Raw genomic sequence first — 26,475 nt, forward strand, 5'->3', positions numbered from 1 at the left:
GATTGGCAGACATTGATATTGATCAAATGAGAGAACATTTTCTGGTATTGTAAGATTGTTTCTGGGTAAAACGGCAACCTGAACAGCCCTAAAGCTTTTTCTCGTGAGTTAATTTGTTGAAAACTAAAATCAAATCAGTGCTTTGTATTGGTGCGGCCCATTGGGATGTGCGATCTCAGTGTCACACATCGGTTCGACAAGGCACGTCTAACCCCGTTACTGTTTCCCGATACCCCGGTGGGGTTGCACATAATGTTGCGATGAATCTTAACAGGCTGGGCATTGATTCCGGATTGTTAAGTTATTGGGGACAGGATGTGGCTGGCGATGCGCTAGAACAGAAATTTAGCGCTGATGGGTTGGATGTATTGTCACTGCCGAGATCGGTAGATTTTTCGACGGCAACTTACACAGCTGTTTTGCAGCCAGATGGTGAGTTGGCATTTGGTCTGGCCGATATGGAAATTTATGACCAGCTCAGACCCGAGATGTTTAAAAATCTGAAAGAGCGTTTGTCTGGGTATCCTATCTGGTTTGTTGATACCAACATGCCTATTGATGTCTTGCTTGCATTATCTGAGCGGCGCGTCCCGGAACAATTCCTAGCCGCTGATGCGGTATCAGTTGCCAAGGCTCGAAAGCTTGATCGAATCATCAATCGCCTTGATATCTTGTTTTGCAATGTCGATGAGGCAAGCGTTCTGACCGAACAGGAAATCAAGACGGAAACTGATATTATGAAATCAGGTTTTGAATTGACGGCGAGAGGAGCCAAGTCCGTTGTGATTTCAGCTGGTTTACACGGTGCCTATTTCTTTAAGAAGGAGAGTCATAAACATTTTCCAGCAAGAAAAGTCGATGTCGTAGATGTTACTGGGGCCGGTGATTCATTAATCGCAGGTACTCTTAGCGGAATTTCAATGGGCTATACCCCTGAAGTGGCTTTGAAGAGAGGCCTCGATGCCGCGAGAATTACACTTAAAGATCAGGGCGCGACATCTGAGAACTTGCGAGATCTCTCTCTGGACGTTATTGGCTCTTGAACTCTAAAAATAAGTTATTGGTAAAAGTATGAATCCGAAATTGCAAAAACACCTGAATATTGCCCCTGAAGTTGCGAATGCCCTTGCAGAGGGAAAAGCCGTTGTTGCTTTGGAATCCACCATTATCGCGCATGGTATGCCCTATCCAAAAAATGTGGAGACGGCCCGTGAAGTCGAAGATCTGATTCGTGCGCAGGGCGCCGTACCGGCAACGATCGCTGTGCTTGATGGTGTTATCCGGATTGGCCTGGATGAAGCCGCGTTGGAAAAACTTGGTAAAGCCGAGAATGTTGCGAAACTATCACGCCGGGATCTGCCCTTGCTCGTTGCTCAAAAAGGTGACGGGGCCACAACTGTAGCGGCAACGATGATTTGTGCAGCAATGGCTGGCATCTCTGTCTTTGCCACGGGGGGCATAGGTGGTGTTCACCGGGGAGCAGAAAATGATTTTGATATTTCTGCGGACTTGGAAGAATTGGCAAAAACGCCTGTCGCAGTTGTTTGTGCCGGGGCAAAATCTATTTTGGATTTACCAAAAACACTTGAATTCCTAGAAACCAGAGGCGTTCCTGTTGTTGGTTACCAAACAAACAAGTTCCCTGCCTTTTATTGTCGTGATTCCGGTTTGGATGCACCTTTAACAGCAGATTCTGCATCTGAGATTGCCGGTATGCTGGCGGTACAACAAGACCTTGGGTATCAAGGGGGCGCCGTGATCGCCAACCCAATTCCCGAAAGCCATGCAATGGACAGGTCTGAAATGGATAGCGTGATTGCATCTGCTTTGAATAGTGCCACCAAAGACGGGATTTTTGGGAAGGCGATTACGCCCTATCTGCTTGGCAAAATCGTTGAATTGACCAAAGGGCATAGCTTGGAATCCAATATCGCGCTTGTAAAAAACAATGCGGTGTTGGCGGCAAATATTGCTAAAGATTTAAGTCGGTTAAGCTGATCACTTTCTTAGAATAATATAGCGCCACTTGTCTTAAATTGATCTGTGGCGTTATTTTTTTCTTGAATTCTGAACGGTGTTCATTATTGTGTGTGTAGTTTTATAAACAAAAAGGCTTACCAGATGGCACGTCGTGTTGATCACAGTCCGGATGAATTGAAAAAAATGATTCTTGATGCTGCTGAGGCGTTGGTGGTGACTGGCGGACTATCGGAGCTTTCTGCCCGAAAGATTGCGCAAAAAATAGGTTATGCGCCCGGTACGCTCTATAATGTTTATGCAAACATCGATGCGCTTATTCTTACGTTGAATGGTAGAACACTGGAACGTTTATATGACAATCTGTCTAGGCTGCCGATGAATGAGATAAAGGATCTTGGGGCTGTTAACGAAAATATAGAGAAGCTTCTGGTTGGATATCTGGCGTTTATTGACGATAACAGAAGCCTGTGGCGCCTTCTTTTTGATCATATTCCGGCAAGTGATGAGACATTGCCTGAATGGTATGACCAAAAGGTTTCGATGTTGTTGAACCTTGTTGACGAGGCATTGCGTCCGATTTTACCGGGGATAACGTCTGAAGAGCAAAGAGAAATATCTGCAACACTATGGTCTAGTCTGCATGGGATCATATCGCTTGCCGATAAAAAGAAACTGGGTGTGGTCATAAGTCAGTCTTCATACAAAGTGTGTAGCTTGCTGATAACAACTTTCTTAAATGGCCTTAAAGATCACAAGGGCTTTTTAGGCAATATTCCAAACAACATCGGAGGTGAGTCCGATGATTGACAGTATTGAAAAATACCTGCGTCAGGGAATGGAATTCGCGACAGAAAACTTACGGTCGAATGAAGGCATACCGATTAATATTCAGTTGCCAACTTTGGGGGGAAAGCAGTTCTGGCGGGATGAATTCATCTATGCCAGTTGGCGCATACAGTTCAATCTTTACAGCGGTCATTTCCGTTTGTTGGACCCTGATGATAAGCGGCAGGCGTGGGGTACCTTTGAAGATTGTTTCTCTGTCTTTGAGCACTATAAAGTTCAAAAACAAATTATACCGCCTGTTCATCCTGATACTGAAGGCGTTCATTTGCTGGTGATGGTTCATGGCATCACCCGTTCAGGAGATACTTTTCAAAAGATGAAGCGTGTCTTTGCGGATGAAGGATATGAAGTCGCTGCGATTACCTATCCCTCTACCAGAGCATTTATTCACGAACATGCGGATCAGCTGGCGCGAATCTTATCCCGTCGTAATGATATTAAAGCGGTCTCGTTTATTACTCATTCCATGGGGGGCTTGGTTGTCAGGCAGCTTTTGGCAAACCTGACATCCTGGAAAGCACGTATAAACATTGGCCGTTTGTTAATGATTGCCCCGCCTAATCAGGGCTCTGCCATTGCTGTATGGGTCAAACAGTTGGCGTTTTATAAAATCATCTACGGAAAATCGGGACAGGAACTTGTACCTGATTCTGTACAGAAAATACCGATGCCTGAATGTGAGACTGCGATAATCGCCGGGGGGAAATCGGATGGCGAAGGGTACAATCCGTTTCTACCTGGTGATGATGACGGAGTGGTTTCAGTCGCAGAGGCCCGGCTGCTTGGGTGCGATCAAGTACTGGTTTTGCCCGGGCTTCATTCATCGTTATGTAATCGTAATGCCGTCGTCGATGCAGCTCTGCGATATTTCAAATCGGGAAAACTAATTGGCTCAACACTAGAGAATGGAGTTCTTTAATATGACAATAGCTATTCTTCTTTGGTTGATATTTCTGTTTCGTCGCAGTTCGTCCCAAAATCAGCCTGAACTTCGACAGTGGCGTATGATGAAAGACAAGGCTTTGGACAAGCTGTTAACCTTGCCTGTAGTGGCCAAGTGTTACGGGACGATCAATTATTTGTTTTTCACGAAGAGTCGAAATCTCAAATAAAAAGGAGCTCGAGAGCCCCTTTTTATCGATTGTAGCTGATAAATGTTAAATACCGCCCATACAGAGGTATTTGATTTCAAGGAAGTCTTCCATACCGTATTTGGATCCTTCACGGCCGACACCGCTTTCCTTGACGCCACCAAAGGGGGCAACTTCGTTTGAAATAATGCCTTCGTTAATGCCGACGATACCGTATTCTAGGGCGCGAGAGACACGCCATACCCGCCCGATATCTCGGCTGTAAAAATAAGCGGCAAGACCGAAAGGCGTATCGTTTGCCATTTGAACGGCTTCATCTTCGGTTTTGAATTTATAGAGAGGCGCAACTGGGCCGAAGATTTCTTCGCTGAAAATACGCATGTCATCGGTCACCCCGGTGATGACTGTCGGTTCAAAGAAGGTACCGCCGAGATCATGTGGGTTTCCACCGATTTCAGTTTTTGCACCTTTGCTGATGGCATCCTCGATAAGTTCGCTGACTTTGTTTGATGCCGCTGCATTGATCAGTGGTCCTTGTTGCGCACCATCTTCTGTACCAGGGGCAACTTTGAGCGCAGCAGTCTTTTCAATTAGCTTTTGCGTAAAAGCTTCATAGATACCTTCCTGTACCAGTATACGGTTTGAGCAGACGCATGTTTGTCCTGCATTGCGGAATTTACTCATCATCGCACCCTCGACAGCAGCATCCAGATCTGCGTCGTCGAAAACGATGAAAGGTGCATTGCCGCCGAGTTCCATAGAAGTCTTTTTGACCGTATCAGCACATTGTTTCATGAGAAGTTTTCCGACAGGTGTCGAACCCGTAAAGGTGAGTTTTCTGACGGCTTTGCTTTCGGTCAGTGCCTTGCCGATTTGCTGGGGAATGCCGGAAACAATGTTCATCACCCCTTTGGGGATACCTGCGCGTTCGGCGAGTTCTGCCAGCGCGAAAGCACTCAAAGGCGTGTCTTCAGCAGGTTTGATGACAACGGTACAGCCCGCAGCAATTGCCGGCGCACACTTGCGGGTGATCATGGCAATTGGAAAGTTCCACGGGGTAATGGCGGCGACAACACCAATTGGTTCTTTTGTCACCACAAGGCGTCTGCCAGGTAAGTGTTCTGGAATAGTATCGCCGTAGGTGCGTTTGCATTCTTCGGCAAACCATTCAACAAAGCTTGCGCCATAGGCGACTTCACCCATTGCTTCGGTCAGCGGCTTTCCTTGTTCAAGTGTCATCAATAGCGCAAGGTCGCTCTGATTTTCCATAATTAGCTCGAACCATTTGCGCATGATTTGTGACCGCTCTTTGGCGGTTTTGTCTTTCCAGGGGCCAAAGGCTTCTTCGGCGGCTTGAATGGCGCGCAGGGTTTCTGTTTCGCCCATCTTGGGAACCGAAGCCAGAATATCACCATTTGCCGGGTTAGTTACAGCAAAGGTTTCACCACTGTCGGCATCAACCCATGCGCCATTGATGTAGCATTTATCACGTAACAAAGAGGGGTCTTTAAGTTCCATACTGGCCTCGAGGATTTAAAGGGGAGGATAGATAATCAAAAGAGGAGGTATCATACCCATAGGCGTTGCTAGAGGACAACGGCCCAGTATAAAATTTTGTTTAGGGCCACAAACCGGAATTGAGACGGTTTGTGCTTGGATAGGATTCTTCGCAGCTTGTCCCTTATATTTTTAATGTTACGGATGCCTTTATAAGGCGCTTTTAAAGAAAAATGGTGCTTTTGATGCACTCGCATAGGTGATCTTCGATTAAGGAATTGCTCCTGCCCTTTGCTTTTTTCTTCTTCTGGGGTATATCGGGGTGCGCGATTTAAATCGAAACTGGAGCCATCCGCGCAATGTCAGGCTCCCCGGTCGCAGCCTACCCGGTAGAAAAACAAGGATTGGAACGAATGAAAACACTCGTCATCTGTTCAGGTGGCTTGGACTCAGTTACGCTTGCGCACAAGGTTGCTGCGGAGGCTGAGTTGACGCGCTTGATATCTTTCGACTACGGTCAACGTCACAAGAAAGAACTCGATTATGCCCGCCGCTGTGCAGAACGTCTTGGTGTTCCGCACAACGTTATTGATATCGCCAATGTTGGGGCCTTGCTGTCTGGCTCTGCCCTTACGGACGATGTTGATGTGCCTGACGGACATTATGAAGAAGAAAGCATGAAGGTTACGGTTGTGCCGAACCGCAATGCAATTATGTTGGCAATTGCCTTTGGTGCTGCGGCTGCTGAGAATGCAGACGCTGTTGCCGCTGCGGTGCATGGGGGAGATCATTTTATCTATCCCGACTGTCGCCCTGCTTTCATTGATTCTTTCGAAGAAATGCAGCACCATGCGCTGGATGGCTACGCGGCTGTAAAGCTTTACACTCCTTTTGTTCATCTTCCCAAAAGTGACATCGCCGCAGAGGGCAGCCGTCTGAAGGTTCCTTTTGAGGATACATGGTCATGTTATAAAGGTTATGAACATCATTGTGGTCGTTGCGGCACCTGTGTGGAGCGTCGCGAAGCCTTTCATGTTGCTAAGGTGGAAGATCCGACAATCTATCAAGATCCTGACTATTGGCTTGAAGCCGTTGAAAAAGCCAAGGGAGTTTGATGGATGTACCGCATATCAAAACAATTTGCCTTTTCAGCATCCCATCAGCTGATGGGGGTTCCCGAAGGGCACCCCTGTTCACGGTTGCACGGTCATAACTATATCGTTGAAATTGAACTCTCAGGCGAGACGTTGAATTCGGCGGGGTTTGTTCGTGATTACCTCGAATTAAGCGAGCTGAAACAATACATCGATGATGTCTTGGATCATCGGCATCTCAATGAAGTCCTTGGTGATGATAATGTCACAGCCGAGCGGTTGGCCAAGCACCTGTTTGATTGGTCACTTGAACGCTGGTCAGAAGTCACAGCTCTTCGGGTGAGTGAGACGCCCAAAACATGGGCTGAGTACAGACCATGATTACCGAAACATCAAACGACAACACATCGAGCATGAAAGTGTTTTCCGATGGGTCCCCTAATGCACGGACAATCCGCGTCAGTGAAATTTTTGGCCCAACCATACAGGGCGAAGGTGCTTTAACAGGTATGCCCACCGTGTTTGTACGGATGGGTGGTTGTGATTATCGTTGTAGTTGGTGTGATACGCTCTATGCCGTGGATTCAAGTTTTCGCGATCAGTGGAAGCCAATGTCACCGACTGCAATCATGTCGGAAATTGCGTCACTATCTGGTGGCAAGCCGTTGCTTGTCTCGTTGTCCGGGGGCAATCCGGCTATTCAGCCGCTCGGTGCTCTGATTGATTTGGGGAACGAACAAGGCTATCGCTTCGCCTTGGAAACACAGGGTAGCGTGGTCAAAGACTGGTTTTCAAAGCTGGATAATTTGACGCTAAGTCCGAAGCCGCCGTCGTCTGAAATGGAAACAGATTGGGATCTATTGGCGAGCTGTGTGGCTGCGGCTGGTTCTGATACAGAAACCATTATGAAAGTGGTGGTTTTTGATGATCGCGATTATGCCTATGCCAAAGAAGTGCACCGACGGTTCCCGAGGTTACGGATGTATCTACAACCTGGGAACCATACGCCGGGAACGGTGAAAGAAACAGAACCTACAATCGATATGTCGGGTGTTATGGATCGGATGCGGTGGCTCATAGACAAGGTGGTTGAAGACGAATGGTACGACGCGACTGTCTTACCGCAACTGCATGTGTTGATTTGGGGTAATGAACGCGGCGTTTAATCTCGTCGAGATCTTATTAATAATATGAATTTGGCCACCCATACAAAAAAGGTGGCTGCTCTTGAACAACGGAGCTTGAAAAGAAATGACAGAAGAAAGCATCTATTCAAATCTCACTCAGCTGGGTGGGGACAGTAAGTTGCCAGATAACCCGGAAGAAGCCGTGATGGAACGTGTTGCCAATCCGCAAAAGGGATCTGGTTATGTTGTGCGTTTTACCGCGCCAGAGTTTACGTCTCTTTGTCCTATTACGGGGCAGCCGGACTTTGCTCACCTAATGATCGATTATGTACCCGGTGATTGGTTGGTGGAAAGTAAATCGCTCAAGCTTTTCCTGGGATCCTTCCGGAACCACGGTGCTTTTCATGAAGACTGTACTGTTTCCATTGGCAAACGTATTGAAGAGCTTTTGGAACCAAAGTGGTTGCGTATCGGCGGTTATTGGTATCCACGTGGGGGTATTCCGATTGACGTTTTCTATCAGTCAGGCCCGGCGCCAGAAGGCATTTGGATTCCGGATCAGGGGGTTCCCCCTTATCGTGGGCGCGGGTAAACGAAGTTCTATTCGTATCTATAGGCTCTGTACTATTTGTACAGGGCCTTCTTTGTTATGATATTAATTGATTATTGAGTAAGTGAAGAAAACAGAGGCGAGGTGCTCCATTCTCTATAAGGCCATGTTTTTGATGCGCTAAATTGAGACGTTTGATCTGTCAAAAGTGAACGATCGATGATATGTTCCCGGCAACAGAGTAGCATGTTAATTTTTTCTCCATCGCTTGAAAGAGGCCATACACAACAGATGAATGGCTGTTTTTTTTCTCCGGTTTTGAAGCAACTGGTATAAGCTAGGGGTTCTTTTGTTTTTAATACCTCTTGGTATGCGATACGCATTTTTCGTAAAGACCCAGCCTCTGGAAACTCTTCAAGATTACGATTAGTATATGAGCCACCAATGCGTTCTTGAATGTTACTACCGAGTAAACGGATTTTGTATACAGGGCTTTGACAGCTTTCTGGTTGATCAACGTCAATCAGAGAGACATCACCAAGGGCATAATGGAAATCAATAGGGTCTAAATCGTCTCTAGCAGGAAAGGGGCGACGCCTTTTTTTCTCACTCCAATAGTTATGGAGTTTTTTCAAAGTTGCTATCAATACAGGATCCTGTTTGGTTGGCTCTATTTCCTGCCGCGCCTAGACATGTTCATATATTTTTTTATGGTTAGTGTCTGTACTTATACAATTTAATGTAAAACTAAAACACAAAATCTCAATTAACACTTTTTTCTTGTGCGTAGGAAATCACGTGATATGGAAAAACATGTTTTTATGAAGAGGTTTAAGCTAATATAGCGAGTTGTTTTTGTGTCCCAAGTCCCTCTATGCCAAGTTCCATCGTCATGCCTGGTTTAAGGAAAAGCGGGGCTGGCTTTTTCCCCATGCCTACGCCAGATGGCGTGCCCGTCAAAATAACATCGCCGGGTAGAAGCGTCATGAAATGACTGAGATGAGAAATTGTTTCCGGGATGCGATGGACAAGATTGCTTGTAGAGCTGTTTTGATGACGTGTGCCATCAACTTCCAGCCAGATTGGGAGTTGGTGTGGATCATCAATTTCATCTGGCGTGACCAGCCATGGGCCGAGAGGACAAAAGGTGTCATGGCTTTTACCCTTTACCCATTGTCCGGATCGATGCATCTGAAAATCGCGCTCTGACACATCGTTGGCGAGACAGTAACCGACGATATAATCCATTGCCTGATCAACTTCGATGTATTTCGCTTTTTTGCCAATGACGACGCCAAGTTCGACTTCCCAGTCAGTTTTTTCTGCCCCTCTGGGGATTTCAACATTGTCATAGGGGCCGGAAATTGAAGAGCTTGCTTTCATAAAAATGCGTGGTTCTGGTGTTGGTTTTGCTCCGACTTCCTTGGCATGGTCATGATAATTCAAGCCAATACAGATGATTTTCCCCACGTTGGCAACACAAGGGCCTATTCGTGGCGAGCCCTCTACCAAAGGCAGAGAGTTGCTATCCAGTTCCTGTATTTTTGAAATAGCTTGGGAGTTAAGGTTTTCACCATTTATATCATCAATGATTCCGGAAAGATCACGGATGTTACCTTGCAGATCCAATAAGCCCGGTTTTTCCTGATCAATAGGGCCGTAACGCAGTAATTTCATGATCTCTATCCCTGTTTTCTTTTAATTGATGACTACAATAGCGTCAGAAATTTAAAGAGACGATAGGAAAATTTGGGAAAAATTGTGAATGTTGATCACAAAAAGGATTTGTTGACTTACATCTTTGTTGTGCAGAGGTGGTCTTGTTTGTGATCACCTCTGCTACAGGCACGATTTAGAAGTCGATAACGACATCTCCCAATGGGTTTGAACAACACGCAAGAACGTAGCCGTCGTCGATCTGTTCTTGTGTAATACCACCGTTGTGCATCATGTGAACTTCACCAGAGACTTTCTTAACTTTGCAGGTCCCGCAAACACCAAATTGACAAGCGCTTGGAATGTGAAGTCCTGTTTTCTTGGCCGCGGTCAGGATGGTATCGGACTCTTGAACCCGGGTATCTTTTTTGGACCTTTGGAAGCTGACAGACGATTTTGCATCGTCATCAATAATGACGTCATCATGCTCAGGACGGTCTTCTTCATCGGTGATTGGTGCCTCAAAGCTCTCTTCATGGTACTGATCCATGTTAAAGCCAGCTGTGTTGAGAATATCACGGACGGCCTGCATAAAAGGGCCTGGTCCGCAGCAAAAAATCTCTCGGTCCTGATAATCAGGGGAAATCAATTCCAGCATTAATTGGTTGAGGCGGCCTGTATATCCGGTCCAGGCTCCGTATGGATCAGGCTCTTCACAGGCATAGGCAACCTTGATGTCACTGACGCGCGCGCTCATACTTTCCAGCTCACGACGTGCAATAATGTCTGAAGGCGTCCGGGCGCAGTGAATAAAATGCACGTCTGTATGGGTGCCTTGGTCAAAAAGCCAGCGAGTCATAGACAGGGTTGGGGTAATACCTGCGCCCCCGGAAATAAATAGATATTTATCAGCCAGATGGTTATGCAGGGTAAAGAGACCAGCAGGACCATGGGCCTTGATTTTGTCACCTTCTTTCAAATTCTCATGTAGCCATTGAGAGGCATAGCCGTCTTTGTTTGCTTTGACCGTAATGGAAATTGACAGGGGGCGAGAAGGGCTTGAAGACAGGGTGTAGGTCCGTAGAACAAGCTTGCCGTCAATTTCTAGTTCGATGGTGATGAACTGTCCGGGCAGGTAGCGGAACCAGCTATTATCTGTGGTTTGAAAACAAAAGGTTTTGACGTCATGGGTATCTTGAAGAATCATCACGCACTCTAGCATTTGCGAGTGGCTATCCCATGGCGTCGTTGTGTTCAAATCTCTGATAGCCTGCTTAACAGCCATGTCAGCCATTTTAGATTTCCCCAATTATAATTGCCCTTATGGGCTTTAGTCATTCTAGAGAGCGCAGTCGTTGCGCCCTCTTCAGTTTGAAAAGTGATATTTATTCGCTGGCAGCTAGCTTGAGCTTGGCGGGATCAAACAATTTGCCGAGCATGTGGGCGCTATACCAGTTGATGAAATTGATTACCCCAAACTCGGCACCCTCTGAATAGGGACCGGGTTGGTAAGCTTTTGAGTTGATGCCCAGTTGATTATTTTCGGCCAGCTCCCTGTCCTGATGATTGGTGGCGTTCCAAACTTTGGTCATTTTCTCAAGATCGTAATCCACACCTTCGACGGCATCTTCGTGAACAATCCATTTAGTTGTCACCAATGTCTCTTGCGGGCCAACAGGCATTACGCGAAAGACGATTGAATGATCCCCCATGAAATGGTTCCAGGTATTGGGCAGGTGCAACAGGCGCATGGACCCCATATCCGGATCGGTCAAATCACCCATAAGTTTTTTACAGGCGACAGAACCATCCATGGTCATAGAATGAATTCCTTCTGCCAGTGGCATGCGCACAGCACGGTATTCCAGATTGTGCGGAGTACTTTCGTGGGCGATACCCAAAGAATCCCAGTCGCTGGATTTTTTTGCGACCAGTACTTTGAATGCCGGGGTCGCACGGGGGTCATCGGTGTTGTCGAATTCAAGAAGTGAATTCAAAAGCTCAGGATGTGAACCGTTGCAATGATAGCATTCGCGGTTGTTTTCGATTACCAACTTCCAGTTTGCTTTTTCATTGATGGTGACTTCATGCGCAACTTTGGCTTTGTCCAATGCGTGTGGCTTTAAGAATGGCTCAACGGCTTCTTTGAAGTGATCAAAAGCAGGTGGATTTTCGTCAAGGCAGACAAAAATCATGCCGTCTGCAAAGCCGATATTTGCTTTCCTAAGGGGGAAGTCTGCGGGGTTGAAACCTTCACCCATGTTGCCGGCAAACAACAGGTTACCATCAAGATTGTAGGTCCATTGGTGATAGGGACAGACTAGCTTTGCGGTATGGCCTTTTTCTTCCAGACAGACTTTGGATCCGCGATGGCGACAAGTGTTGTATATTGCGTGAATTTCGTTGTTATCATCCCTGACAATAACCAAGGGATCATCACCGATTGATAGAGTGAAGAAATTTCCTGGCTTCGGAATGTCGCAAACAAGGCCGGCAAAAACCCAAGATTTCCCAAACACATGTTTCATGTCGAGTTTGAAAAAATCCGGGTCGTTATAGAACTCTCGCGGCAGGCTATAATTTTGTTTTTTACTGCGAAGCAGATCAAACATCATATCGTGGGCTGATACAGTCATCTCTCGGTCCTATCCAGCAACAAGCGTTTATCTCAGATATTATTTTCTGAGCGGTAAATTCTGACGTGTGATGAGGATCGGAACAGTATTGTCTCTGGCATGCTTTTACGCTGCTTAGAGATCAACAGGTCGTTCCAATCGCCCACCGCGACTTTTAGACTTGCCTCAGGCTGGTTTCCGGGCTCGAGAGGGCCATCTAAGATGGCGGAAATCACATCCTTCCCAGAGTTTATCCAGTGGATAGCTTGTGATATCTATTCCTCTCCTACCGTTGCGGGGGCAGCGTCGGGTTTGCGCTGTGGTACGTAAGTTTGCGCGGACCGACTTCCCAATTATTTTCATGAAATCAAAATATTAACTTCATGAAACACCTGGAGGAGTTGTCATTATTAAATTTATTTCTAAAGCTGATTTTATGAAACCATGATCCGTGGTCGCCTTGAAAAGCGACAGGCAGATCTACGTTTGCGACACTATAATTTATGCTTGTCGAAATAGGTCGTTACTATGGTAAAAGGTGTCGTGAATATTTGAAAACAATGGATTTTTTTTATGAATTCCCGTCATGTTTCTATTACAGATGAGCTACAGGAATATCTCATAAGCTTTGGCGGGCGCGAAGATCCTTTACTCGCTCGCTTGAGGGCGGAAACACTGCAAATGAGATTCGGTCATATGCAGGTGTGCCCAGAGCAAGGACAGTTCCTATTCTTTCTGGTGAAGATGCTAAAGGCTCAATCTGTTTTGGAAATAGGTGTTTTTACCGGCTATAGCAGTCTGTGTATGGCTAAGGCGTTGCCCAAGGATGGTGTGCTGCTTGGACTGGATAATCAAAAAAAATTCACCGACATTGCCGAGGCTTTTTGGCTTGAGGCTGGTGTCGAAGATAAAATCGAACTTCGTCTGTGTGATGCCTTGGCCGAAGTCAGCAGATTACAGGATAAGGGGCTTAAATTTGACCTTATTTTTCTTGATGCGGATAAAGAGCGATATCCGGAATATTACGAAGCTTGTCTCAAGATTCTGACGCCGGATGGTTTACTGGTTATTGATAATGTTCTTTGGTATGGGAATGTGGCCAAGCCATCAGTGAAAGAACCGATTACAGATGCCATTCGTCGATTGAATGAAATTGTGGTCAACGACAAGCGTGTGGAAATGGTCACGCTTCCCTTTTCAGATGGCATGACACTGGTGCGTAAAAAAGACATCTAAGTGCTCTTTAGAAAAAACGTCTGGTCACATGTAACGCGCCACATCTAAAAGCAGAACTGTTATTTTCTTAGGCTGATAGATCTCTAAGGGCCTGCACTATTCTGGCAAAGGCTTCAGCTGCCCTTGGGCTACTATTGCGGGCACGTAACCAGCCATGCATTAAACCGGGTTCGACAATGGATCTTACCTGAACGCCTGCGGCTTTTAACTTGTCTGTGTAATCAGGTCCATCATCGGCCAAGGGGTCAAGCGCTGCTGCACTGATGAAAGCGGCGGGAAGCTTTGAAAAGTCATCTGCCTGAGCTGGAAATATTTTAAAGTCCTGCTTGTCTTCTGCAGTGGCTTTATGCCCGAGATAATAGTCAATAAAGTTATCCAGATCGGGCGTGCTGAACAGTGGTGCTTGTGCTTGTCTGGTCCGTGAAGGGAGGTTCTCACTTGTCAGGGCAGGATAGATCAATAGCTGGCCTTTGAGTGATGGTGCATTAAAGCCAAGAAGGTTGATATCACGAGCGATAAGAGTAACGCTTGCCGCCAGCGAAGCGCCAGCTGAATCACCTCCGATGATTAAACAATCACTGTCGGCTCTAAAGATTTCCGGATTCTCCGTGATGGCCTGATACACGGCCCAGCAATCGTCCAAAGCGGCCGGATACACATGTTCAGGGGCCAAACGATAATCGACAGCGATAACCTGTACCTTGGCTTGACTGGCGAGGTCAGCTGTAATCGCATCGTGACTGTCCAGATCACCGAGAACCCAACCGCCCCCATGAAAATACAAGAGAGTTGGATGTTTTTCAGCCGCATTTGGAGCCGTTTCATTAACCGCGTCGGTGGAAATCGCTTCAATGGGCCGATAAACTCGGATAGGAATGTCACCTTCCGGGCCTTCGACAGCGCCTTCTAAAACCCTGAGGTTATTGGGGTGAGGGGTGTTGTAATGTTGACACATCAGATTATAGCTGGCTCTGATGTCGTTCAGATCACTTGTTCCCTGTGTGGAAAAGCTTTCTGATACAGAGACAAATTCCTGAAGTTCTTTATCCAATCCCTCACCCATAGGCGCACCTTTGTAGAATTAATGTGTCTTAGAGAATACAGTGTTTCGCGAAATCAGTTGCTTCATTCGCGGACCAATCGCCTTTTGGTTTTTCTTTCAGCGCATCACACCATTCCGTGCTGCCAACTTCTGGTGAGCAGGCGCTAAGGCCTGTAATGAAAAGAGCAGCAAGAACAAGTTTAAAATAGGACATAAATTCCCCCGGGATAGGTAAAAGTGGTTAAAGGATTAAACTGCAAGTATGATAGGTCAGAAAAAGATTTGATGCTACCTCGTGTTTATACTTAAGCGGAAAAGACCGTTTTTTTACAGTACAGTACTGATCGAAAAGTATCAGAGATCTAATGTCAGCGGTGATGTTTTCGCCCTGGAACAACAAACCATGATCTGTTTATTCTCTTGCTTTTCTGTTTCGGTCAAAATCATGTCACGATGGTCCGCTTCGCCGTCTATAAGACCTGTTTCGCAGGTGCCGCAGATACCTTCGCAACATGCGTGATCAATGAAGATTCCGTTTTCCTCTAGAACGCTCAAAATACTTTTATCCGCGGGGATTTGAAACACGCGGCCAGTGCTCTGAATGATCACTTCGAAGCTATCGTCATCTTCTTGTGGCCCGGTGTCTTTACTCGTGGAGAAGTGTTCAAAACGGACACTTCCTTCTGGCCAAGAGCTGGTTGCAGATTTCACAGCATCCATCAGGCCTGAAGGTCCACAGCAATATATCTGTACGTTTGGTTCGGGACGACCGAATAACGCTAATGTGTTGAGGGGGCCATGAACATCATCATAGGAAAACACGACATGCTTTAAGAGTTCTGTCGACCTAAGCTCTTGTATAAAAGCAGCCCGCTGCTCATTGCGACAGGCGTAATAGAGTTGAAAAGGTTTTCCAATGGTTTTCAAACGGCGTGCCATGGACATGATCGGAGTGATCCCAATCCCGCCTGCGATAAGTTTGTAACGCTGTGCTGTTTCATCCAGTGGAAAGTGATTACGGGGTGCAGAGATCTCAATTTCATCACCAACCTTAAATTGATCGTGGATAAGACGTGATCCCCCCCGACCTTGCTCTTCTTTCTGGATACCTACCACGTATCGGTTTTTCTCTTGTGCGGAGTTCGATAATGAGTATTGCCTGATTAGGTTATTGGGCAGGAAAAAATCAATATGCGCGCCGGGCGTGAAGGGGGGAAGGGAGGCGCCATCAGGGCTGATCAGTTCGTAGGTTTTGATGTTGAGGGCTTGATCCTTGATTGCATTAATAAGAACCTTGATCCTCTGTGTCATGGCCTCACTTGCTCCTGAAATATTCGCAATCTAGTTATATGTCTGTTTATATAGGTGTGTCTTTTGGCGGTAGAGTACAATATACGATATTGATTGACTGTAACGTGTTCCTAGTTAAGTATTTGTTTATATGGATTGTTTCAATTTTATCATTATTGTTCACGATTCTGGCGTGCAAATGAATAGAAACTTTCTTCCCCTGCCTCCTGTGTTAATCTGATCGCATGAATACAGGAAAAAATAGATTGAGAACGTGGGGGCGCAGGCTCTTGTGGTTTGGGGCAGTGATGCTTTTGATCATTGGTTCCGCAATCTATTATCGTCTCCCTCTTGCTCAGTATCTATTAGATCAAGTTGCAGACAATTTAGCATTACCCGGCTTTTCTGCCGAGGTTTCTGAAGTATCCCATCGTGAAGTGATTATTCAGAATGTGGTTGTCGGAATTGAGAACGAGGTTATCCTTGACCGTCTTGTTTTATCCTACGATCTGATTGATTTGTGGCAAGGTGGCGAGCTGGCTGTTGATTTGGATCGTTTGTTCCTGTCGCTTGATGTGACTGGACAACAGCCTGTTTTAGGATCTCTAGACAGTTTGTTCGTCGGTGAGGAGCAAGGAGAATCTCAATCTTCCCTGCCGATACTTCCCTTTAAGCCTGCGCTTAAAATCAACAATAGTCGACTTCAAATTATGACTGAACTTGGAGTGGCACAGTTACCTTTTGCTGTCGAAGTTACGGGGCATTCGGAAGATGATGTTCAGGGGTGGATAAGCTTCGAAGGCGGATATCTGGCTGGCTATGAACCGGAAGAGTTTTATCTAGGGGCGATTTTTTCTAGTTCTGATTTGCAAATAGACTGGGATGTTAAGTGGCAGAAAATTGGTGTTTCAGGCGAAGGGGCGGCCTCTTTCTTTCTGGATGATCCCGGTCTGAACTGGAATGTTTTTGGGGACATAACGGGTAATATACCAAAAGCTTTTTTGTCGCCTGAGATTGAAGGTACTCGGATGAAGGTTAATCTGGATGGTGTCGGACAGATTGACGTGGGGGAGAACCAACCTTCGAAGTGGCGTGAAGCAATTAATCCCCTGTTGCTAAACTTGGGTCAGGCAACGGTTGATCTGACGTCAGATGTTTGGGGCGAGGGTCGGCTGGTTTCAGGGGCTGAATTTAATGGAAAGGTGCCGTTGAAGCTTATCCAAAAAGGCCAGGAGACCAAAATTTACCTCAGAGATTTCGGGCAATTTAATGTAAAAAATTTGTCTGTGGATGATACAATTCCCCCTGAAATAAAACAAATATTCGGCCCGTTTTTATCGGGGGAAATCGATCCTAGTGAAACTGACCTCACCTTTATTTTGAATGATGAACGGCCTGTCGAGGGTAAAATTGGTATCACACTCCGCGGAGAAACACCTGTTGAGATCACGTCTCTTTCACAGTTAACGGGAAGTGTCGGCCAAGGATATGACCAGGTACGACTTGATAACGCGATTCTTGATGTCAGGGGCAAAGGATTAAAGCTTGCCGGATATAAAATATCTGATGGGTCATTAGCCGCGACTGTATCACAAGATACCACTGAGAGTTGGCGTGGTGACTGGAAAATCAAAACAGGAGGAGTTGATAATACTCAATCTAAAGGACAGGCTGATTATTTGATCAAGGTGGTGCAAGGGACCGTACAAGGAAGCTTTGGCTTAGATAAGAATAAGTTGATCTTCACAGCAGATGGTGGGCAATTTGAGCTTGTAAAGTTCGAAGTTCCGGACGTTATCCAAACTCAGGCCAAAGAGGTTGTCTCTTTGTCAAACATCGAGAGTGAATTCCAAGTTCTTTCAGATGAAACAGAAAATGTTGTGGAACTCAGGAAAGTCTCCGGTGACTTACACCTTAAAGCCCTTAAGCTGAATCTGATCAAAGAAAACAAAGATATCGTTGTTTCTAATTTTTTGACTAAGTTTCGAGGAAGTGCGGGGGGCAAGTGGCATATCGGGACAACGATATCTGAAATTGATTTGTCGGATCAAAAGTTAAAGATCAGCTCCGTTCGTAATGATGTCTCGACGCCATTTTTCCAACCTGCGAATGACTTTGATGTTCAGGAACTTATCTTTGAGAGCCGATCAGAAGCGAACATCAAACAGGAAGATCCTGAACTTGGTTTACCCGCATTGTTCGTTAAGAGTAAGACATCAGGTTCCCTAGCAAAGACCGCTTTATCTGCTGATGCAAAACTTCTTGAGGGAACGCAATTGTTAAATCTTGAAGGCAATCTGGATTTAATCTCTCTTAATGGAAACATTGATGCAGTTATCCCGCTGATTTCATTTAATGAATATGGTATGCAGCCGAAATTTTTTACACCCCACTTATCTGATCTAAAGGTTCGTGATGGTTCGGTTTCTGGCGGTGTTGAGGTGGTGATCAAAAAAGGTGTCCCTGAGGGGCAGGGGTATTTGAATGTGGATCTATCTGATGCAGAGATTAACGAGCTTCCTTTTAAAGATTTAGTTGGACGATTTTTCTTTCAGGGTATAGCAGAACCCGTTTTACCGCCTGGGCAGAAGCTTGAGATTGCTTCTTTTGATGCCGGGGTTCCAATATCGGATATTAAACTGGTGTTTGGTGTTGTGCCTGAAGTAGATGATTTTATCGTTGATCTTCGGACTGCCGAGTTAATGATTGCGGGTGGTAATCTTGGTTTTGTTCCTCAAAAAATTTCGGTTCTTGCAGATCAAAAATCAATACGGTTGCAGGTTAATAAGTTGGACTTAAAAGAACTTTTTACATTAATTGGGCGCGAAGATCTTAGTGGTACGGGACAGTTAACAGGCGAAATTCCAATTAAATTTGAGGGGGAGCAAATTATTATTGAGAAGGGAGCCTTGGCAACAGAAGGGCCGGGTGTATTACAAATACGTTCCCAATTAATTGCGGATGCCTTGGCCGCCGGCGGCGAACAGGTTGAACTATTGGTGAAAGCTTTGCACAACTTCGAATACACCAAGCTCACGCTGGATATTAATAAGCCTATCAATTCCGCCGCTCAGGTGAGCTTAGGCATTAGTGGTGCAAATAAAGATGTTCTCGACGGGCATCCCTTCCAATTGAATATCAATCTTGAAACTAAGGTCGAGCCTCTACTTGCTGTTCTTTTACAGGGGCAAAAAATTTCAAGAGGGTTGGTTTCTGGGCTGTTGGATAAATAAGGTGAGCAAGGTTTCAGATTGCTCCTAAATAGCTTTTAGGAGCAAAAATGCCTTTCCCTTGCCTTATTTCAGTGACTATTGTTGATAAGATTTAATGTTTAATGGCAGAGGATAACGCCTTGGGTGGCCTTCTGAATGAAAATATAAGCAAGCAGCTTGTTCTTGTTACCGCGGTTGTAATGGGGCTTCAGGCTTGTACGCCAACTGTTAAGGTCGAGGCACCGAGAGAGCCGATTACGATCAACCTTAATATCAAGTTGGATGCTGAAGTACGTGTTCGTCTGGAAGATCAGGCGAAAGATGACATTAATAATAATCCAAATCTCTTCTAGATTGCCGGTGGAGGAAACTGAAACAATGGTTTTGAATAGCATGAAAATGTTGAGAATTCTGTTCCTGGCTTTTGCGGTTGCATCCGTCATTCCAACGGCGTGGGCTGCTGATCTTGATAGTTTGCGCAGTTCGGGGGCCGTCGGTGAACGGTATGATGGTATGGCTGTCGCACGTGATGGCTCTGCATCTGATTTTGTGTCTGCGACAAATGCAAAACGCACGCAGATCTATCAAGAGCGCGCAAACAAAGAAGGCGTGAGCGTCAAGCAGGTCGGCATGGTTTATGCCAAGCAGATTATGAGTAAAGCCCCAAGCGGAACCTGGTTCCAGGCTGAAGATGGCTCTTGGGTACAAAAATAAAGTAACTCGTTATTGATTTTAAAGCTCAATTGTAAAGCCCTGCCATTTGGTGGGGCTTTTTCTTTGCGTGTAGTTTTGAATATGGATTGTCAGATTCCTTTGGTTAATCTGACATTAAACTGAAACCTGACCTTGTTAGTGCAATCAGTCTGATTGTGTAAAAGGTTAGGAATTTACGATGGATGATCTGGCTGTTGACCTTCCGGATGCGAACCCCGAAGACTGTGAAACGAACACTGATTATCCTGATTGTGATTGGCTGATTACGAAATCACCTAAGCGTTTCATTAATCGTGAACTGTCGTGGTTAGCGTTCAATTTTAGAGTGCTGGAAGAAGCGAGTAATCCGGAACATCCTCTGTTAGAACGCTTACGCTTTGCATCGATTTCTGCAAGCAATCTTGACGAGTTTTATATGGTTCGTGTGGCTGGGTTAATGGGGCAGGTCGCTGCTGGTGTTACCAAGCTTAGTCAGGACGGTTTGACGCCTGCTGAACAACTACAGCAAATCTCTATCCAAGCGGGACGCTTGATGCAGGAACAACAAATATCTCTTCAAAATGTTTTTGCTGAACTTCGTAATAAAGACTTTTTCCTCTTAAGCCCGGATGAATTGACGCGGGAAGAAAAAGAATGGCTGACGTCATGGTTTCAGACCCAGGTTTTCCCCGCGCTGACACCTTTGGCGGTTGATCCTGCTCACCCGTTTCCTTTTATTCCCAATAGGGGGCTGGTTCTGGCTCTAGAGCTTTCCAGATATCAGGATAACCGTCTGATTAACGGTCTTGTGCCTATTCCTCATAATATCCAACGCTTTGTTAAGTTGCCGGGCAATCAAGATCGTTTTATCGCGTTGGAGAATGTTATCCGGATGTTTATGGATACCTTATTCCCGGGTTTTGAGCTTTTGGGGGATGGTCTTTTTCGTATTCTGCGGGATTCTGATGTCGAAGTCGACGAAGAAGCGGAAGACTTGGTTCGAACGTTTGAAACCATGTTACGCCGTCGGCGTCGTGGTTCTGTGATCAGACTTCAGGTTGATGCTTCAATGCCTGAAAGTTTGCGGGCATTTGTCACAAAGCATCACGTCGTCAATGAGAATGATGTTTTTGTTTTGCCGGGTATGTTGGGTATTTCTGATGTGTCCCAGATGATCGTTTCTTCACGGCATGAATTGTTATTTGAAAGCTATACGCCCCGTTTCCCGGAACGGATCAAGGACTTTGGGGGGGATTGCTTCGCTGCAATCCGATCAAAGGATTTTATTGTTCATCATCCCTATGAAAGTTTTGATGTTGTGGTGCAGTTTGTGAAACAGGCCGCGCGTGATCCAAAGGTTGTTGCCATCAAACAAACACTTTACCGCACATCAAACCAGTCACCTATTGTGCGTGCCCTAATTGATGCCGCTGAAGCGGGAAAGTCTGTTACCGCGCTGGTTGAATTGAAGGCACGATTTGATGAGGCAGCGAATATTCGTTGGGCTCGTGATCTTGAACGTGCTGGTGTTCAGGTTGTCTATGGTTTTGTCGATCTGAAAACGCATTCCAAGTTGTCGATGGTTGTACGACGTGATGGGGATGGGATGAAAACCTATGTCCATTTTGGAACGGGTAACTACCACCCGATTAATGCAAAAATCTATACTGATCTCAGCTTTTTTACCTGTAATGAAGAGCTGGCACGAGATGCGGCCTGTCTTTTTAATTTTACGACAGGATCGGCCGCACCAAAAGAGATGGAGAAGTTGGAATATGCGCCAAATACCCTGCGTCAGCGAATCAAGAAAGAGATTGCTGCAGAAATCAAAAATGCCAATGAAGGAAAACCCGCAGCGATCTGGATCAAGGTTAATAGTCTGGTTGATGCAGATATTATTGATGCGCTTTATGTGGCCAGTAATGCCGGAGTCCAAATTGAAATTGTGGCCCGGGGTATTTGCTGTTTGAAGGCGGGTATCGCAGGCTTGTCAGAAAATATACAGGTGCGCAGTGTCATCGGACGCTTTTTGGAACATAGTCGTATTTTCTGTTTTGGTAATGGTCATGATCTACCATCACCAGATGCCAAAGTGTATATATCCTCGGCAGATTTGATGCCGCGAAATCTGGATCGTCGGGTAGAGGTGATGGTGCCGATCGAAAATGATACGGTAAAGCGTCAGGTATTGGACCAGGTAATGTTTGCCAATCTACAAGACGAAGCCCAGAGCTGGATTATGCAGGCGGACGCAACTTTTAAGCGGGTAGAGCCTGCCGGGGTTGGTTTCAGTGCACATAACTTCTTTATGACGAATCCTAGCTTATCTGGACGTGGTAAGGCGCTTAAAAAGAGTATGGGTAAAAAGCGTCGTAAAAAATAATGTCTTCAATGCGGTCGGTATTACACGAGCGCAATATATTAGATTGAAGAAGCCACAACAAAAAAACGGAACAATGATGTTCCGTTTTTTTGTTGTCTCGTAAATGGTGGCTTTATGCTGGGGTGAACCATGGTTAAAGCCACAGTTGCACGCTTTATTTTGATATCTGGATTATTGATATCTAGTTCTTTTGATTGCGAGATCCCAACCGTCAAGATTTTGTTTTCTGGTTGCGTCATCCATTTCTGGTGTAAAGCTTCGATCCAACGTCCAGTTTTCTTTAATATCGTCGAGTGATTTATAAATGCCGTGTTGAAGCCCTGCGAGATAGGCCGCGCCCAGTGCCGTGGTTTCGGGGACTGCTGGTCTGTCCACTTCCAGATTTAGTGTATCGGAAAGGAATTGCATGACCCAGTTGTTGGCAACCATGCCACCATCAACCTTCAACGTTTTTGGGTCGATACCGTCGTCTGTCATCGCCTCAAAAAGATCTCTGGTCTGGTAGCAAACCGCTTCCAATGTTGCTCGGACGATTTCGTCTGGTCCGCTGTCTCTTGTCAGCCCATAGATGGAGCCGCGGGCATGGGGATCCCAATAAGGGGCGCCAAGCCCTGTAAAGGCGGGAACAAGGTAAACGCCTTTGTTATCCGGAAGGCTTTTGGCAATCGCTTCGGTTTCGGATGCTGATTCAATTATCTTAAGGCCGTCGCGAAGCCATTGTACTGCTGCGCCGGACATAAAAATTGCACCTTCCAAAGCATAGGATGTTTTACCATTAATCCGATAACCAATGGTGGTGAGCAGTCTGTTCTTTGAGGGCAAAGGTTTTTCGCCTGTGTTCAATAGAACAAAACAGCCTGTGCCATAGGTACTTTTGATATCCCCTGCGTCATAACAGGTTTGGCCAAAACTTGCAGCTTGTTGATCGCCTGCAATGCCCTGTATTGGAATGGGGATCCCAAATATATCAGCGTTTGTTGTGCCGAAATCAGCGGCAGAATCCTTTACTTCGGGTAGGAGAGAAGCAGGAATATTGAACAATGCTAAAAGTTCATCATCCCATTTGAGGTCATGAATATTATAGAGCATAGTCCTTGAGGCATTGGTAACATCTGTTGCGTGCACTTTACCATCGGTTAGACGCCATAACAGGAAGCTATCAATGGTGCCAAAAGCGAGCTCGCCACGGGTTGCTTTTTCACGAGCCCCTTCAACATTATCCAAAATCCAAGCAACTTTGGTTGCAGAAAAATAGGGGTCAAGTAACAGGCCTGTTTTGGCGGTTACCATGTCTTCGTGATTTTGCTTTTTCAGTTTTGAACATAGTTCCGCTGTACGACGATCTTGCCAGACGATTGCATTGTAGATCGGCAACCCGGTCGATCTGTCCCAGATAACGGTTGTTTCTCGTTGATTGGTAATGCCGATGGTGACGACGTTTGCGCCTTTTTCTTGTGCTGACTTAAGGGCCTCGCGCGATACCTCTAGTGTTGAGGTCCAAATAGCCTCGGGATCGTGCTCGACCCATCCGTCTTTTGGGAAAATTTGAGGAAATTCCTGTTGCGATGTTGCAAGGTTGTTGCCTTTGACATCAAAGATAATTGCCCGGCTGCTTGTTGTGCCTTGATCAATTGAAAGAATGTGTTGGTTTTCGCTCATTCCGGCTTCCCTTTTGACTCCCCTTGGAATTTGATCTTTACTTTCGTATGTTCGTTTATGAAAGTAAAGTGAACATCGGTTCCTTTTTTGTTAGAAATTGGGTAAAAGGGGCCAAGTGCTGATAAAAGCGCGAATTTGTTAGTGGGGAATGCAGATGAATCTGGAAAAACTTAGCCGTCGTCAAAGGCAGATTCTTGAGTTGGCGAAGGATAATGGCTTCGTATCTATTGATTCAATGGCACAGGATTTTTCTGTAACAACCCAAACAATTCGGCGAGATATAAATGAGCTTTGTGATGCGAAGCTGCTGAACCGTTTTCATGGCGGAGCAAGTTTTAGTTCTTCTGTCCTTAATCTCGACTATACGCAGCGTCAGGGAATTAACGCGCAGGAAAAAGAAGGTATTGCGCAGCTTGTGGCGCGTGAGATCCCGAACAATGCATCGCTGTTTATCAATATGGGAACGACAAACGAAAGCGTTGCCCAAGCTTTGATGGGACACACAGGGTTGCGCGTCATTACAAACAGCCTGAGTGTTGCGCATATTATGAGTCCGAATCCCAGCTTTGAAATTATTGTTGCTGGTGGTGTCGTTCGAAATATGGATCGAAGCATCATTGGTGAAGCGACAATTGATTTCTTCCGTCAGTTTCGTGCCGATTTTGGCGTGATCGCTGTTGGTGGTATCGATGAAGACGGCAGTCTGCTGGATTACGATTATGGTGGTGTTCGGGTTTCTCAAACAATTATAGAAAATGCACGTCATACTCTACTTGTTGCTGATAGCAGTAAATACGGACGAAACGCATTGGTTCGCTTAGGGCATTTATCTCAGATTGATACATTGGTTACGGATAGTATGCCGACCGAGCCCTTGTCTTCCATTATCAAATCGCTGGATCTGGAAGTTCTTTGTTAGAACCGGATTCTATCGAATTTTTGTAACTGAACATTCATAATTGCTGCTCAATTTTAGCTGATCACTCCTTGTCGCGCTGAAAAATACATACTCGCTTACGCAATATTTTTTTGTAATGCGTTGTTTTTAAGTGATTATTTTTGGTGTCTGGATCTTGGGTAATTAAAATTATCTCTCTTTACGTTCAAAGCTAGTGTCATAAAATATTCACTTTAGAAAAATATAACTTGCGTTTATGTTCAAAAATGAACATTTTGTCATCAAGAGTTATAAATAATGAAGTCCCGAAGGAGCAAATAATGGCGGTTCGCGTAGCAATTAATGGTTTTGGTCGTATTGGCCGACTTGTGTTGAGGGCCATCGTTGAAGCGGGTCGTGATGATATCGAAGTTGTTGCAATCAATGACTTGGCATCTGCTCAGGCCAATGCTCACCTTCTCAAATACGACTCAGTACACGGTACGCTTCGCAAAGATATCAAAGCTGACGATAATGCTTTGATCATTGAGGGCAAACGTATTGCTGCTTTCTCAGAACGTAATCCTGCTGATTTGCCATGGGGCGAATTGGGGGTTGATGTTGCGCTTGAATGCACCGGACTGTTTACAGATCGTGAAAAAGCCTCTCTTCATCTGAAAGCTGGCGCGAAGAAAGTATTGATTTCTGCGCCGGGCAAAAACGCTGATCTAACCGTGGTTTACGGTGTGAATCACGATAAGATTGCACCGGAACATACCATTGTTTCTAATGCATCCTGTACGACAAACTGTCTGGCACCCGTTGCCCATGTTCTTAACCAGTTGGTTGGCTTGGAAGAAGGTTTTGTTACGACTGTTCACGCCTATACGGGTGATCAGAACACCGTTGATACCATGCATTCTGACCTTCGTCGGGCCAGAGCAGCGGCTCTTTCTATGATCCCGACATCCACGGGTGCGGCCCGTGCTGTTGGTCTTGTTTTACCAGAGCTTGATGGCAAGTTAGATGGCACAGCTGTTCGTGTTCCGACAGCAAATGTTTCGATGATTGACCTTGTCTTTACAGCGGGAAGAAAGACAACTGCCGAAGAAATTAATGCAGCAATGATCGCTGCTTCCGAAGGTGCTCTCAAAGGTGTTTTAGAAACTAATGATGAGCCTTTGGTTTCAATAGATTTTAACCACTCTCCTGCCAGTTCGACTTTTGACCTGACGCAAACCCAACTTGTTGGGGATCGTTTGGTCCGTGTCTTGAGCTGGTATGATAACGAGTGGGGGTTCTCCAACCGTATGGTTGACACTGCTGTCGCCCTGGGGCTTAGCCTCTAGGTCTACTTGATCAGGAGAGAGTAGAGGGCTCTCTCCTGATCTTTTTTTGTCCTGATATCGTTGTTGATGACAATAAAAGTAGTGTTTTGTAGAGAAGCATAAAAAAGAAAAAATCGGCACGAATTGGCGTGCCGTTTTCTGTATTCTGGTTCTGAGCTCGGATTTTGGGGTACAGTGCAAGAGTTTCGTTGATCGAGACAAAACTGTCGTCGTTGAGCCAAGCTTTTGTAATAGAAAACTGATAAGACAGATAAAACAGGATATAATCCTGAAATAAA

24 protein-coding genes and 1 riboswitch are annotated in these 26,475 nt (G+C 45.6%); of the genes, 15 read left to right on the plus strand and 9 right to left on the minus strand.

Annotated features, from left to right (window positions below; genetic code table 11):
- Positions 1 to 116: 116 nt before the first annotated feature.
- From ACN0W5_RS02015 to ACN0W5_RS02030, 4 genes are all read left to right on the plus strand, one after another.
- Positions 117 to 1,043, plus strand: a complete 927-nt coding sequence (locus tag ACN0W5_RS02015; protein WP_417452591.1) for a carbohydrate kinase family protein — start codon at positions 117 to 119, stop codon at positions 1,041 to 1,043.
- 40 nt (positions 1,044 to 1,083) lie between these two features.
- Positions 1,084 to 1,998 carry a pseudouridine-5'-phosphate glycosidase gene (locus ACN0W5_RS02020; RefSeq protein WP_417453114.1) on the plus strand — a complete coding sequence of 305 codons (915 nt, stop codon included), beginning with the start codon at positions 1,084 to 1,086 and terminating at the stop codon, positions 1,996 to 1,998.
- 123 nt (positions 1,999 to 2,121) lie between these two features.
- Entirely contained in the window at positions 2,122 to 2,787 is a 666-nt protein-coding gene (locus ACN0W5_RS02025; protein WP_417452592.1) for a TetR/AcrR family transcriptional regulator, read from the plus strand.
- The gene (locus tag ACN0W5_RS02030; RefSeq protein ID WP_417452593.1) at positions 2,780 to 3,745 is read left to right on the plus strand and encodes an esterase/lipase family protein; all 966 of its coding nucleotides are present in this window, start codon (positions 2,780 to 2,782) and stop codon (positions 3,743 to 3,745) included. The genes ACN0W5_RS02025 and ACN0W5_RS02030 overlap by 8 nt, the downstream gene beginning before the upstream one ends.
- A gap of 238 nt (positions 3,746 to 3,983) precedes the next feature.
- Here ACN0W5_RS02030 and ACN0W5_RS02035 read toward each other — a convergent pair whose 3' ends face one another.
- Complete coding sequence (locus ACN0W5_RS02035; RefSeq protein WP_417452594.1) at positions 3,984 to 5,435, minus strand: NAD-dependent succinate-semialdehyde dehydrogenase; 1,452 nt, start codon at positions 5,433 to 5,435, stop codon at positions 3,984 to 3,986.
- Between the two features lie 338 nt (positions 5,436 to 5,773).
- Between ACN0W5_RS02035 and queC the strand changes: the two genes are divergently transcribed.
- From queC to queF, 4 genes are all read left to right on the plus strand, one after another.
- On the plus strand, positions 5,774 to 6,529 hold the full coding sequence (queC, locus tag ACN0W5_RS02040; RefSeq protein WP_417452595.1) for a 7-cyano-7-deazaguanine synthase QueC: 756 nt from the start codon (positions 5,774 to 5,776) through the stop codon (positions 6,527 to 6,529).
- Positions 6,530 to 6,532: 3 nt separating this feature from the next.
- Complete coding sequence (gene queD, locus ACN0W5_RS02045) at positions 6,533 to 6,889, plus strand: 6-carboxytetrahydropterin synthase QueD (RefSeq protein ID WP_417452596.1); 357 nt, start codon at positions 6,533 to 6,535, stop codon at positions 6,887 to 6,889.
- Positions 6,886 to 7,674: a 7-carboxy-7-deazaguanine synthase QueE gene (gene queE, locus ACN0W5_RS02050; protein ID WP_417452597.1), complete on the plus strand. Its 789-nt coding sequence runs from the start codon at positions 6,886 to 6,888 to the stop codon at positions 7,672 to 7,674. Before queD ends, queE begins: the two co-directional genes overlap by 4 nt.
- An 85-nt stretch (positions 7,675 to 7,759) precedes the next feature.
- The gene (gene queF / locus ACN0W5_RS02055) at positions 7,760 to 8,227 is read left to right on the plus strand and encodes a preQ(1) synthase (protein ID WP_417452598.1); all 468 of its coding nucleotides are present in this window, start codon (positions 7,760 to 7,762) and stop codon (positions 8,225 to 8,227) included.
- 71 nt (positions 8,228 to 8,298) lie between these two features.
- Here queF and ACN0W5_RS02060 read toward each other — a convergent pair whose 3' ends face one another.
- The 4 genes from ACN0W5_RS02060 to ACN0W5_RS02075 all read right to left on the minus strand — a co-directional run bounded on the left by ACN0W5_RS02060 (position 8,299) and on the right by ACN0W5_RS02075 (position 12,477).
- Entirely contained in the window at positions 8,299 to 8,832 is a 534-nt protein-coding gene (locus ACN0W5_RS02060) for a PAS domain-containing protein (protein ID WP_417452599.1), read from the minus strand.
- A gap of 184 nt (positions 8,833 to 9,016) precedes the next feature.
- Positions 9,017 to 9,862: a fumarylacetoacetate hydrolase family protein gene (locus tag ACN0W5_RS02065; RefSeq protein WP_417452600.1), complete on the minus strand. Its 846-nt coding sequence runs from the start codon at positions 9,860 to 9,862 to the stop codon at positions 9,017 to 9,019.
- A gap of 175 nt (positions 9,863 to 10,037) precedes the next feature.
- Positions 10,038 to 11,135: an FAD-binding oxidoreductase gene (locus tag ACN0W5_RS02070; RefSeq protein WP_417452601.1), complete on the minus strand. Its 1,098-nt coding sequence runs from the start codon at positions 11,133 to 11,135 to the stop codon at positions 10,038 to 10,040.
- A gap of 91 nt (positions 11,136 to 11,226) precedes the next feature.
- Positions 11,227 to 12,477, minus strand: a complete 1,251-nt coding sequence (locus tag ACN0W5_RS02075) for an aromatic ring-hydroxylating oxygenase subunit alpha (protein WP_417452602.1) — start codon at positions 12,475 to 12,477, stop codon at positions 11,227 to 11,229.
- A gap of 150 nt (positions 12,478 to 12,627) precedes the next feature.
- Positions 12,628 to 12,867: riboswitch (cobalamin riboswitch) on the minus strand.
- 162 nt (positions 12,868 to 13,029) lie between these two features.
- Between ACN0W5_RS02075 and ACN0W5_RS02080 the strand changes: the two genes are divergently transcribed.
- Positions 13,030 to 13,692, plus strand: coding sequence for an O-methyltransferase (locus ACN0W5_RS02080; RefSeq protein ID WP_417452603.1), 663 nt, complete (start codon positions 13,030 to 13,032; stop codon positions 13,690 to 13,692).
- Positions 13,693 to 13,759: 67 nt separating this feature from the next.
- Here ACN0W5_RS02080 and ACN0W5_RS02085 read toward each other — a convergent pair whose 3' ends face one another.
- From ACN0W5_RS02085 to ACN0W5_RS02095, 3 genes are all read right to left on the minus strand, one after another.
- On the minus strand, positions 13,760 to 14,755 hold the full coding sequence (locus ACN0W5_RS02085; protein ID WP_417452604.1) for an alpha/beta hydrolase: 996 nt from the start codon (positions 14,753 to 14,755) through the stop codon (positions 13,760 to 13,762).
- Positions 14,756 to 14,783: 28 nt separating this feature from the next.
- The gene (locus tag ACN0W5_RS02090) at positions 14,784 to 14,948 is read right to left on the minus strand and encodes a DUF3012 domain-containing protein (RefSeq protein ID WP_417452605.1); all 165 of its coding nucleotides are present in this window, start codon (positions 14,946 to 14,948) and stop codon (positions 14,784 to 14,786) included.
- A 140-nt stretch (positions 14,949 to 15,088) separates the two neighbouring features.
- Positions 15,089 to 16,045: a PDR/VanB family oxidoreductase gene (locus tag ACN0W5_RS02095; RefSeq protein WP_417452606.1), complete on the minus strand. Its 957-nt coding sequence runs from the start codon at positions 16,043 to 16,045 to the stop codon at positions 15,089 to 15,091.
- A gap of 245 nt (positions 16,046 to 16,290) precedes the next feature.
- On the opposite strand from ACN0W5_RS02095, the gene ACN0W5_RS02100 reads away from it, so the two are divergent.
- The 4 genes from ACN0W5_RS02100 to ACN0W5_RS02115 all read left to right on the plus strand — a co-directional run bounded on the left by ACN0W5_RS02100 (position 16,291) and on the right by ACN0W5_RS02115 (position 22,312).
- A complete protein-coding gene (locus tag ACN0W5_RS02100; protein ID WP_417452607.1) occupies positions 16,291 to 19,257 on the plus strand; it encodes an intermembrane phospholipid transport protein YdbH family protein in 2,967 nt (988 codons plus the stop codon).
- Positions 19,258 to 19,358: 101 nt separating this feature from the next.
- Positions 19,359 to 19,589, plus strand: a complete 231-nt coding sequence (locus ACN0W5_RS02105) for a YnbE family lipoprotein (RefSeq protein ID WP_417452608.1) — start codon at positions 19,359 to 19,361, stop codon at positions 19,587 to 19,589.
- 25 nt (positions 19,590 to 19,614) lie between these two features.
- A complete protein-coding gene (locus ACN0W5_RS02110) occupies positions 19,615 to 19,950 on the plus strand; it encodes a YdbL family protein (protein WP_417452609.1) in 336 nt (111 codons plus the stop codon).
- A 178-nt stretch (positions 19,951 to 20,128) separates the two neighbouring features.
- Positions 20,129 to 22,312 carry an RNA degradosome polyphosphate kinase gene (locus ACN0W5_RS02115; RefSeq protein WP_417452610.1) on the plus strand — a complete coding sequence of 728 codons (2,184 nt, stop codon included), beginning with the start codon at positions 20,129 to 20,131 and terminating at the stop codon, positions 22,310 to 22,312.
- Between the two features lie 171 nt (positions 22,313 to 22,483).
- On the opposite strand, the gene glpK is transcribed toward ACN0W5_RS02115, so the two are convergent.
- Complete coding sequence (glpK, locus tag ACN0W5_RS02120) at positions 22,484 to 23,971, minus strand: glycerol kinase GlpK (protein WP_417452611.1); 1,488 nt, start codon at positions 23,969 to 23,971, stop codon at positions 22,484 to 22,486.
- 154 nt (positions 23,972 to 24,125) lie between these two features.
- Between glpK and ACN0W5_RS02125 the strand changes: the two genes are divergently transcribed.
- Together ACN0W5_RS02125 and gap are read left to right on the plus strand one after the other, a co-directional pair.
- Positions 24,126 to 24,890 (plus strand): DeoR/GlpR family DNA-binding transcription regulator, encoded by a 765-nt coding sequence (locus ACN0W5_RS02125; RefSeq protein ID WP_417452612.1) that lies wholly within the window; start codon positions 24,126 to 24,128, stop codon positions 24,888 to 24,890.
- 299 nt (positions 24,891 to 25,189) lie between these two features.
- Entirely contained in the window at positions 25,190 to 26,197 is a 1,008-nt protein-coding gene (gap, locus tag ACN0W5_RS02130) for a type I glyceraldehyde-3-phosphate dehydrogenase (protein ID WP_417452613.1), read from the plus strand.
- The last annotated feature ends 278 nt before the right edge of the window (positions 26,198 to 26,475 follow it).

Origin of the sequence: Kiloniella sp. (genome assembly GCF_048270245.1) — a bacterium.
Classification (GTDB): Bacteria; Pseudomonadota; Alphaproteobacteria; order Kiloniellales; family Kiloniellaceae; genus Kiloniella.